The organism is Gracilibacillus thailandensis (genome assembly GCF_010994055.1).
GTDB classification, from domain to species: Bacteria; Bacillota; Bacilli; order Bacillales; family Amphibacillaceae; genus Gracilibacillus; species Gracilibacillus lacisalsi.
Genome location: NZ_WJID01000021.1, coordinates 16,553 through 27,355 on the forward strand (window position 1 = coordinate 16,553; position 10,803 = coordinate 27,355).

10 protein-coding genes are annotated in these 10,803 nt (G+C 38.4%); 3 read left to right on the forward strand and 7 right to left on the reverse strand.

The annotated features are described in order from the left end of the window. Nucleotides 1-79: 79 nt before the first annotated feature. Nucleotides 80-535 carry a GNAT family N-acetyltransferase gene (locus GH715_RS08290; protein WP_153835029.1) on the reverse strand — a complete coding sequence of 152 codons (456 nt, stop codon included), beginning with the start codon at nt 533-535 and terminating at the stop codon, nt 80-82. 192 nt (nt 536-727) lie between these two features. On the opposite strand from GH715_RS08290, the gene GH715_RS08295 reads away from it, so the two are divergent. Then, complete coding sequence (locus GH715_RS08295; protein ID WP_153835028.1) at nt 728-2,290, forward strand: catalase; 1,563 nt, start codon at nt 728-730, stop codon at nt 2,288-2,290. A 106-nt stretch (nt 2,291-2,396) separates the two neighbouring features. Here GH715_RS08295 and hisA read toward each other — a convergent pair whose 3' ends face one another. Continuing rightward, complete coding sequence (gene hisA, locus GH715_RS08300) at nt 2,397-3,152, reverse strand: phosphoribosylformimino-5-aminoimidazole carboxamide ribotide isomerase (RefSeq protein ID WP_153835027.1); 756 nt, start codon at nt 3,150-3,152, stop codon at nt 2,397-2,399. 95 nt (nt 3,153-3,247) lie between these two features. After that, nucleotides 3,248-4,270 (reverse strand): NADH:flavin oxidoreductase/NADH oxidase, encoded by a 1,023-nt coding sequence (locus tag GH715_RS08305; RefSeq protein ID WP_163578545.1) that lies wholly within the window; start codon nt 4,268-4,270, stop codon nt 3,248-3,250. A 171-nt stretch (nt 4,271-4,441) separates the two neighbouring features. Here GH715_RS08305 and GH715_RS08310 point away from each other — a divergent pair, with 171 nt between their 5' ends. Then, nucleotides 4,442-5,278, forward strand: coding sequence for a manganese catalase (locus GH715_RS08310; RefSeq protein ID WP_018932891.1), 837 nt, complete (start codon nt 4,442-4,444; stop codon nt 5,276-5,278). Between the two features lie 237 nt (nt 5,279-5,515). Here the strand turns inward: GH715_RS08310 and GH715_RS08315 are convergent, their stop codons facing one another. After that, the gene (locus GH715_RS08315; protein ID WP_153835026.1) at nt 5,516-6,184 is read right to left on the reverse strand and encodes a phosphatase PAP2 family protein; all 669 of its coding nucleotides are present in this window, start codon (nt 6,182-6,184) and stop codon (nt 5,516-5,518) included. A gap of 219 nt (nt 6,185-6,403) precedes the next feature. Between GH715_RS08315 and GH715_RS08320 the strand changes: the two genes are divergently transcribed. Further along, a complete protein-coding gene (locus tag GH715_RS08320; RefSeq protein ID WP_163578546.1) occupies nt 6,404-7,195 on the forward strand; it encodes a SurA N-terminal domain-containing protein in 792 nt (263 codons plus the stop codon). A gap of 30 nt (nt 7,196-7,225) precedes the next feature. Here the strand turns inward: GH715_RS08320 and GH715_RS08325 are convergent, their stop codons facing one another. From GH715_RS08325 to GH715_RS08335, 3 genes are read right to left on the reverse strand one after another with little or no spacing between them, the layout of a single operon-like run. Next, entirely contained in the window at nt 7,226-8,800 is a 1,575-nt protein-coding gene (locus GH715_RS08325; RefSeq protein ID WP_240469363.1) for a hypothetical protein, read from the reverse strand. 16 nt (nt 8,801-8,816) lie between these two features. After that, complete coding sequence (locus tag GH715_RS08330; protein WP_153835023.1) at nt 8,817-9,611, reverse strand: ABC transporter ATP-binding protein; 795 nt, start codon at nt 9,609-9,611, stop codon at nt 8,817-8,819. A 22-nt stretch (nt 9,612-9,633) separates the two neighbouring features. Continuing rightward, nucleotides 9,634-10,482, reverse strand: coding sequence for an SDR family NAD(P)-dependent oxidoreductase (locus GH715_RS08335; protein ID WP_163578548.1), 849 nt, complete (start codon nt 10,480-10,482; stop codon nt 9,634-9,636). Between the last annotated feature and the right edge of the window lie 321 nt (nt 10,483-10,803).

Consider the following 10,803-nt stretch of genomic DNA (forward strand, 5'->3'; position numbering starts at 1 on the left):
CCTAATCTCATTTTGTTTTTTCAGTTACATGATGTTTCGGTATTCATAGGAAAATGGAGCATTGCTCGATCAATTGAAACTACAATTCCTTTGTCATAAATACGCTGTTCGGATCCTCTATGTAATCTGAAAACGGCTTACAATATTGAAAACCAAAGCTAGCATATAATCGTTTAGCTGGTTCAAAAGCCTTCATTGAGCCTGTTTCCAAGCTTAGTCTCTGATAGCCACGCCTTTTAGCTTCTTCCATTATGTGCTGAAGGATTCGCTTTGCAACACCTTTCCTTAAATGCGAAGTAGCAGTTCGCATTGATTTTATCTCTCCATGTTGATCGTCTAACTCTTTAAGCGCCCCACAACCAAGTAATGTATCGTTTTCCCATGCACTCCAGAAAGTAACATCTGGTTGTTTCAAACCGTCAAGATTGAAGGCATGGACACTTTCCGATGGAGAAATTTTCGCCATTTGTTCAAGATGCTCCGTGATCAATCCTCTCACTTTCCAATCACTTAAATCACCTACTATTATTTTCAAAATAATCTCTCCATTCAGTGAATAATAGTCCATATATATAAATTTGAATATATTAACATTATATCAAAAACTACACCAAATCACTTAAGTTATGCATAGCCAATCATTTTTCTAAAAACCTCTTACTCAGTCTCGCATAACCTCCAAAAACTGGGGAATACTGGAGATGACGAATCTCAAGGAGGTTAAAGAATGGATAACAAACAGAATCCGAACCACAGCGAAGAAAAGATGACCAATCAACAAGGGCATGCGGTTACCGACAATCAGAACGTTCGTACTGTCGGAGATCGTGGTCCGACGACATTAGAGAATTATGATTTTTTGGAAAAGATTAGTCACTTTGACAGAGAAAAAATTCCGGAACGAATTGTACATGCTCGTGGAACAGGGGCACATGGTTATTTTCAGTCATATGGGACAGTTAATGGGGAACCAATTTCCAAGTATACTCGGGCAAAGGTGTTTACTAATACAGAAGTGCAAACGCCTGTTTTTGTCCGCTTTTCCACGGTAGTTCATGGTAAACACTCCCCTGAAACATTACGAGATCCACGTGGTTTCGCCATTAAATTTTACACAGAAGATGGGAACTGGGATCTAGTTGGTAACAACTTAAAAATATTCTTTATTCGTGATCCGCTGAAATTCCCTGATATGATTCACGCATTTCGTCCTGACCCAGTAACCAATTATCAAAATCTTGAGCGTATGTTTGACTTTGTCAGTCAATCACCAGAAGCATTGCACATGGTTACATTTGTCTTTTCTCCTTGGGGGATCCCAGCAACATATCGCCACATGCAAGGATCAGGGGTTCACACTTATAAGTGGGTCAATGAAGAAGGAAAAGCAGTCTTAGTAAAATATCATTGGGAACCGGTCCAAGGAATCAAGAACTTAACACAGGATGAAGCGACGAAAATTCAAGGTAAAAACTTTAATCACGCGACTCAAGATCTTTATGAAGCTATTGAAAAAGGAGACTACCCGGAATGGGAGCTATATGTTCAAATCATGGAAGATGGTGAGCATCCGGAACTGGATTACGATCCATTAGATGCAACGAAGCTTTGGTATAAGGAAGATTATCCTTGGCACAAAGTTGGAAAGATGGTATTAAATCGAAATCCAGAAAACTTCCATGCCGAGGTAGAACAGTCCGCTTTCGGAACTGGTGTATTAGTTGATGGCTTAGATTTCTCTGACGATAAGTTATTACAAGGTAGAACCTATTCCTATTCTGATACGCAGCGCTACCGTGTTGGAGCAAACTATTTACAGTTACCAATTAACCGTCCTCACCACAAAGTTGCAACCAATCAAACTGGTGGACAAATGGACTTCAGACAAGATTATGGGGATTTCAAAAATCCACATGTTGATTATGAGCCATCCATTACTGGTGGGTTAAAAGAGGATAAAAATCCTGGTGTGGAGCACGAGCCCTATGTAGAAGGAAATTTGCAGCGTAAAGCTATTTCCAGGGAAAATAATTATGGTCAAGCAGGTGAAACATACCGTCGCTTAAGCGATTGGGAAAAAGACGATCTGATTAAAAATCTAGTCTCGGCTCTATCCGGTTGTCGACAAGAAATTCAAGATCAAATGATCAAACATTTCTATCAATGTGATACTGATTATGGAAAGCGTGTAGAAGACGGCTTAAAAACGGCCACGGATAGTAATAAAGAAATGATGGAAGATGCTGTACAAGAAGCAGGAGCAATGGGGCATCCCTCTGATCCATATTAAATAATAATTATAATCCTTGGAATAGTACGCTATTCCAAGGATTTTTATATTCAAGGAACAAAAAGACAGTAATTTTTTCTTTAATTCTCTTCTCTCGGCTGTGGAATCAACGGTTACAGTATTCCACAACTTCTTGATAAGACAAATCTCCACCAAAAATATCAAGTGCACTGCCTATTGTCACATGCAGTTTCCCTTTTGCTAATTGCTCAAAAAGCTGGAGGTCTTCCATCGACCGGACGCCACCAGCATAAGTTGTTGGGATCGATACATAATCAGCGAGATTGGCTACTAAGTTTTCTGCAATACCACCTCGTTTTCCTTCCACATCAGCGGCATGAATTAAAAACTCATCACAGTATTTTTCTAGTTCCTTAACGGTTGATGGGGTGATTTCAATATTACTGAATTTCGTCCATTTATCTGTGACGACATACCATTTACCATCTTTTTGTTTACAGCTTAAGTCAATCACAAGTCGTTCCTTACCAATTTTCTCTATTAATTTCTTTAGTCGATCCATTTTTAACTCGCCATCTTGAAAAATATAAGATGTCACAATCACATGAGAAGCGCCTGCTTCAAGGAATTCTTCGGCATTATCGGCATTAATTCCGCCACCGATTTGTAATCCACCTGGGTATGTTTGTAATGCTTGGATTGCTGCTTCTTGATTACCATCTCCTAGCATAATCACATGGCCACCAGTTAAGTTATCTCTCTGAAACATTTCCGCATAATAGCTACTGTCATATGTAGAAACATAATTTTCAATTACATTTTCATTCTCATTATTAAGTGTAGCACCAACAATTTGCTTTACTTTTCCTTGATGCAAATCAATACATGGTCTGAATTGCAAGATATTCACATCCTTCTGAAAAATGCAGTTACCCCTATTCTAGAACATTCCTACTAAAAAGAAAAGACGCCACTAAAGTGTGACGTCCTAACCTTTTAAGCAAACCCACGTTCATATTGAACTGGTACTTCAGTTTCCTGTCCTAACTCGTGAGCAGCATGAATCGTCCAATACGGATCACGAAGCATACCTCTTCCGACCGCAACAAGATCTGCATCCTGATTTCCAACAATAGCATTTGCTAGATGGGCATCTTCCAAACGACCTACTGCAATGACTGGAACCTCTAGTGCTTCACGCATCGCTCTTGCAAAAGGAACCATGTATCCTGCGTGTCCTCCTGGATTTCGAGATGGGGCAATCGCACCTTCTCCTCCAGCACTAATATGGAACATATCTACACCAGCCTCTTTATAGGCTTTTGCTAATTCAATTCCACCTTCTAGTTGATAGCCTTCTTCAACAAATTCGGTTGCAGATATTCTCATGATTAAAGGCATATCCTCTGGCATTTCACTTTTGGCAGCCTTTACTACTTCTGTACCAAACCGTGTCAATTGCCCATACTCATCATTACGCTTATTGGTATAGCTGGAATGGAATTGATGAATTAAGTATCCATGGGCACCGTGCAATTCAATCGCATCAAACCCTGCTTCTACAGCACGTCGAACAGATTGACGGAATTTCTCCACCATTTCTTTTACTTCGTCTGTTGAAAGTGCACGTGGTTCTTTATATTGCTCATTAAACCTTATCGCAGATGGCGCAACTGGTGTTTCTGCATCTTCCGCTTTGCGTCCAGCATGTGCGATTTGGATCGCGATTTTAGATCCTTGCTCATGAACGGCATCTACAATTATCTTGTATGCTGGAATTTGCTGATCGGACCATAAACCTAAACAATTATTAGAGATTCTTCCATCCGGCTCGACGTTTGTCATCTCAACAATCACAAGTCCGGTACCTCCAACTGCACGGCTTACGTAGTGTGTATAGTGCCAATCATTAGGTGTACCGTCTTCTTTCGTTACCGAATATTGGCACATCGGTGGCATTACCACACGATTTTTTAATTCTAGATTTTTTATTTGAAAAGAACTGAATAATTGATCCACTTTTATATTCCTCCTTACTTACTTTTTGTTACCTAATAAAGTATAGCAAGAATTGATTACAAGGTCACACGATTGAACTTAAGAAAAATAAAACACAGACTTTTGTCACAAAGACAAACGCCCTTGAATAGATTATGGACAGAGACCTACTTTTTTTAAGGATGTGAGTAAATGTTTTATCATGTAAAAGAACTTCAATATCCAGCTAAACCTGATCGTCCTGATCCGCTTTTTGCCAAGCAGCTGCAAGAAGTGTTAGGTGGACAATTCGGAGAAATTTCCGTAACCATGCAATACTTATTTCAAGGCTGGAACGTTCGAATGGATGGCAAATACAAGGATTTGTTAATGGATGTTGGTACAGAAGAAATAGCCCATGTAGAGATGTTAGCAACCATGATTGCGCGTCTCTTGGATGATGCGCCTGTGGGTGACTTGGAGGAAGCGGCTAAAGATCCCGTACTGGGTGCGATTATTGGCGGGATGAATCCACAGCATGCCATTGTATCCGGATTAGGTGCAATGCCTGGTGACAGTGTTGGTAATCGCTGGACTGCTGATTATATAATCGCCAGCGGGAATCTGCTTGCAGACTTTCGTGCGAATTTAAACGCAGAATCCCAAGGACGCTTACAAGTATCCAGGCTGTACGAAATGACATCAGATCGCGGAGTAAAGGATATGCTTTCCTTCTTAATTGCTCGTGATACGATGCATCAAAATATGTGGTTAGCAGCCATCGAGGAATTAGAAGAAAAAGAAGGTGTGGTTGTACCATCAACATTCCCTCGTAACCTTGAGAAACAACAAGTTGCTTATGACTTTTATAACTTCTCACAAGGGGATGAAAGTGCAGAAGGAAGATGGGCTCATGGGCGTTCGATGGATGGTTGCTCCAATTTCCGTTATGTACAAAATCCACCCGCATATGGTGGCATTCCATCCTTGAAGCCGGCACCACCTTATACATTTAATACGAACTTCCATATCCCACCTTCTTTATGTTAGATAAGAAAAACCGGCAAACTCCGCAGGCCCATTATTACATGGGTAGTAATGATGAAATATTTGAACAGCTTGACCACCCACTCCGGCTGGCCACTTCCCTTTCCGTGGGGTTTGCCCTTCAGCTACTTTTTCGAGCATTAGGCCAATTCGTGAAGTCGCCTAGTTTTTGGGTGCTCGGAGTTAGACAAATACCCAAATTTTATGCTTTCTTTACCTTAAAAACAGCGTAATTCGTTCTCAAGAATTACGCTGTTTTCTCCCCCTCCAAAGCAAAAATTCTAAAGCAATAATACATGTGATCAGCCACGCGGCCCCCAATGACATCCCTGCTACGATATCGGTAAAAAAGTGCACCCCTAATACGAGACGGCTAAAGGCAATCGTCACTGCAAGAAACGCAAAGAACAAAACTAAAGAAACTCTTAGCCATTTCGTTGCAATCTTTTTCCACAATAAGTAGCCAACAAATCCATAAAATGCAACGGATCCAGTGGAATGTCCACTTGGAAAGCTAAAACCTGTTCCACCATATTGTGCAATTAATTCCGGTCGTTCCCGCTCAAAGACCAGTTTTAATACTTGTGTTAACAAACTAATCCCTATCATATTGATGCTGAAGAATATACTGTACCATTTACTTTTTTTCGCAAAGAAAAGATAGACAGCTAGTAAGACAGAAGCTATCGTTAAAAAGAGAATCGATCCTGCTTCTGTAACCACCCCCATCAGCTGATAAAGCCAATCCTCCTCTGCAAAGACAATAAACTCCTGAAAAATACGATCTGCGAAAAACTTCTCTTCTTCTAACACATCGCCTGCTAATTCGATAAAAAGAGAAACCGTTACAGCTATAATGATAAATCCAATTATTAAAGTAAAGATAGCTATCTTCGACATATCTTTCATCTATTTTCACTCCTATTATTATTATTCCCAATTAAGAGAAACAACACTATGGAAAAAGTGTGAAATGAGTGCTTTTTTTGTTGTTTAAATGTAATAAAACAATCAGATTACTGGTATGATGGGAATAATGTTGCTAAACTTAAGATGATCTGGGTTGCAATTGTTCTATCATCTATGTTTGAATGGACAGACAATGAGTTATATGGAGGTTGTTTATTAATGAAGAAGATATTAATGCTATTAATGATGATTAGTTTGGCTGTTGTCACCGTTGCATGTAGTAATGATGACGAGGAGCCAGCTGATGAAAACAATACAGAAGAACCTGCAGCAGAAGAAACACCTGAGAGTGAAGGTGAAGCTGAGGGTGATGCAGAAGCACAAGAGGAGGCAGCTGAATCAGCTGCAGCGACAGGACAACAAGGAGTTAGTGATGATGAATTAGTAGAAGAAGACCAAGCTGTAGCGACTATTAATGGTGAAGAAATTCTTGGTTCTGCCTACAATCAAATTTATCCACTTGTGAAAAGCACATTAGAACAAGCCGGACAAGAAGTAGAAGATACCGAAGCTATAAAACAGCAAACTTTAAATGAATTAATTACTCAGGAACTGATCCGTCAAGATGCTAAAGAAGAGGGACTTACAGTAGAGCAAGAAGAAATTGACAATGAACTAGCGACTTATGAAGAACAATTTGGTGAAGAGTACGCTACTGTTCTGAAATCGAGCGGATATACCGAAGAAACGTTAAAAGAACAAATCGAGAATAATTTACTTTCTGAAAAATATATGGAGTCTGTACTTGGTATCGAAGTAACAGATGAAGAAATTAAAGAATATTATCAATCAGCAGCAGAGCAAAGTGAAGAAGACCTTCCACCATTGGAAGATGTTGAAGATTCAATTAAACAAACACTTACGTCACAAAAACAACAAGAAAAACAAGAAGAAATTCAAGCTAAAATCGATGAACTTCGGGAAAATGCTGAAATTGAAGAATTGATCTAAAAAATCATCCCCTTTTTGGGGATGATTTTTCTATTTCCTCCACAATATCGCATTGATAATCAGTAGAACACCGATTAAAATATAGGGTCCGAATGTCATAAGCGTCATTCCATAATGAAGCAAGCCAAAAGCTATAACGAGAGCTAGGAGTGCTAAAACTTCACCGCTTTGTTTACTTTGACCGACTCGATACGATTCAGAAAAAGGCATCACATTTTTTAGAAAAACACGATAACTAATTCTGCCGTAGATAGCAGCAACTAACACTAGTACGATTAAAAAAGACAAAACTCTTTCTGTAAAAATCACTAGAAAAAACACACTTAATAGGAGATAAACCGGAATAAACAACCGAACAAAAAAAGCTTTTAATACTGCGCGGTGACAAACATTTTCATTTTTCATCGGTAATGCGCGATATATCCAGGCTGCTTTTGGATTGGTAGAAAATTGAAGCATTTGAATGCCTGCCGGAACCAAAACTAAGCTAAAGTACATCAAAAAATACATGTTACCATCACGTAATTCGTCGAGTGAGCGACTTGTAAAATCCGTAATGAGAAAAATAAATGGAAATATGAAAGCCATTCCGATTGCTGGATAGACCTTTAACTTATAGTCTCGTTCATTTCTTAACATTCTAGTAGCAAAATCAAAGAAAACTTGTTCTTCCCGATTCCAAACAAATAACTTGGACCAAAAACGACTCCACCATTCTTTTGCTTGTTTATGTTTTCCACTGTTAGATAAAAGCTTTTCCAAGTTGCGCTCAAAAGATGGAATCAGTTTAATATAAAGAAAAATAGCTATAAGTGGTATAATCACACCCAATATCGCGAGTATGATATACGACAGATCTGTTACACCATTTAAAACTATTTCATATATTGCTCCATACCAGATTGGCGGCATCAATACATGCCACCATTCAAAACTAAAATTAACATTTAAATCAACAAACTCAAAGGATCGGGCTACTAATTGATAGCCAATAATCATGGAAATGCTTAAGAGAATTTGAATATAATTAATAATATCCTTTAATTTTTCTCCATCAAAAAATCGAAGAATAATGATATACACCAATGCCGTCATAATCAAAATCAATAAATTAACAAAAAGCAGTACAACCAGACTTAATAAAAAGAATATAATCCCTTGATTAAACAACCCTATGATCATCGGGATAGCAGTAAACGCCATCGTTAGTTGACATAAGTAGATGGTGATATGGACAACCTTTGCTGTATTAACCGTTCTCGAGTCAACTGGTTTTGTTCCTATTATCATTTTATCGCGAACATCAAGTAATACACTAGAGAAATCAGAAATGGTCGATGTCATAATAATAAACATGATAATAGCATACATGATGCTGACTTGAAAGATATATTGATCACCAAATAAGAAAGCAATCAGGATTAATCCCATCAAAGCATAGATACCAAGTGATTTCAGAAATTGATTACCGGAATCTGAGTTTGAATCATTAAAGATCGTCGGTACTCTTCTCGTATCCAACGTTAATTTCATCTGCAGGATCTCCCGCATCATCGGATAATCGACTTTTGCTTTTTGAAAAAGTGACTGGAATTTATCTAGCATTTCCAATGATCTGAAATCATCCATCGCTATCACCATTTTCAACTATAGAAACAAAAGAACTGGCTATTTCTTGATGCTGATGAAATCCTGTCAGTTGATTAAAAATTTCCTCAAGTGAGCCTTCTTTATTCTGCTTCTGTAACTGTTCAAACGTTCCATCGGCAACAATTTGACCATCAGCAAGCAATACAATCCGATTACTGATTTTTTCAACGACGTCCATAATATGTGAGGAATAAAAAATCGTTTTTCCCTGATTTGCTAACTGATCTAAGATCTCTTTGACGATCATCATACTATTGGCGTCGAGTCCATTTAATGGTTCATCTAGAAAGAGTAAATCCGGGTTATGTATAATACTAGCTACAAACAGAACCTTCTGCCTCATCCCTTTAGAAAAAGATGAAATCCTTGTATGTAGTACATCTTCTAACTCAAATAAACGCATTAATTCTGTTGCTTTTCGGATGATCACCTGCTGATCCATTCCATATAGTCCACCGACAAAAGAAAGATATTCCATAGGTGTTAAGCTATCATAAATTTCTCCGTTTTCCGGAACATAGCCAATGCGTTTTTTATATGCTACACCACTTGTTTTAATATTCTCACCAAATATTTCGATATCACCTTCAAATTCAGTGATCAAGCCTAACATAATTTTGACGGTTGTACTTTTACCAGCCCCATTTGGACCGATATAACCAATAATTTGACCTTGATAGACATCAAGATTAATAGATTCTAACACACGAGTACTACCATAAGATTTTGCTACATTTTTTAGTGATAGAATGATATCTTCTGACAATATATTCACCTCCACACCCATCCTAACATAAATTTCCTTTTTTATGTTTTAATTTTTTTACTATGATTTTTTCTAACCAGGTCCAAGGTAAAAGACGTTTGGCAAAAGCTAACATTCTCGCCCCTTTACCAATTGGATAGTGGAGTTTAGGCTTTTTTCTACTGCATATCGAGGCTATCAAAGAAGCTACTTCACTCGGATCTGCACTAAATTTTGATGCTTGTTGTGCGTAAGACAGAACCGTGCTTTTCATCGGGTCTTTTTCCATCTCCAATTGGTCGATACTAGACAAGCTCTTATCCCAAATTTCCGTTTGATAGGATGCTGCTTCCACCAGAGAGACAAATATCTGTTTCGGAAGTAATTCGATTCGTAAACTTTCGCTGAGCCCTGCTAAAGCAAACTTTGATGCACAATAAGCAGACATTCCTGGAAATCCTGCATATCCGCTAACACTGCCTATATTAATGATATTTGCCTTATTGGATTGTTCTAATAATGGCAACATTACTTTGGTGACACGAAAAACTCCGTGCAAATTTACATCCAGCTGTTTTTGAAAAGCGTCTATGGTTAAATCTGCAATAAATCCAGCTTGGCAAAAGCCAGCATTATTAACTAACACGTCGAGCTTTTTATAATTGATTTGTATGTAGTCTTTGACATATTGAATCTGATGCTCATCGGTTACATCCATTTCCATAATATCTAGTTGGGATGCTAGCTGTTCATTCTCGGCTCTTTCGATTAATTCATCACGTGACTGCAATGTTCTCATTGTCGCTATCACACTGTAACCTTTTTTCAAGAATTCCAGTGTCGTTATGAAGCCAAAACCACTACCTGAACCTGTCACAAGTACTGTCTTCACGAAGTCATCCCCTCTCATATGTATTAAGCTATATCTTAACATATATGTCTAATGTGGTATCGGGCACTTTGTAATTATATAAGAAAAACCGGGAAAGCCCACCCAGTCCTGTCCAAAGTAGTTATTTTGACATGAATAATAGGCGTAACAATCACTGCGGCTTGCCCACTTCGCTTTCCATGGGGCGTGTCTTCAGCTAACTTTTGTAAAGAAGATCGCTTTACAAAAGTGAATCTTCAGATCACGCTGATCCCACAGGGGTCGAAGTGGGCGCATGCGCTAAATAACGTTCTACATTTTTTAACGTACGGACATTACGTC

Bases quoted from the DNA above. Each gene is read 5' to 3' on its own strand.
- GH715_RS08295 (WP_153835028.1), top strand. From the start codon at position 728: ATGGATAACAAACAGAATCCGAACCACAGCGAAGAAAAGATGACCAAT.
- GH715_RS08310 (WP_018932891.1), top strand. From the start codon at position 4,442: ATGTTTTATCATGTAAAAGAACTTCAATATCCAGCTAAACCTGATCGT.
- GH715_RS08315 (WP_153835026.1), bottom strand. From the start codon at position 6,184: ATGAAAGATATGTCGAAGATAGCTATCTTTACTTTAATAATTGGATTT.
- GH715_RS08320 (WP_163578546.1), top strand. From the start codon at position 6,404: ATGAAGAAGATATTAATGCTATTAATGATGATTAGTTTGGCTGTTGTC.
- GH715_RS08325 (WP_240469363.1), bottom strand. From the start codon at position 8,800: ATGCTAGATAAATTCCAGTCACTTTTTCAAAAAGCAAAAGTCGATTAT.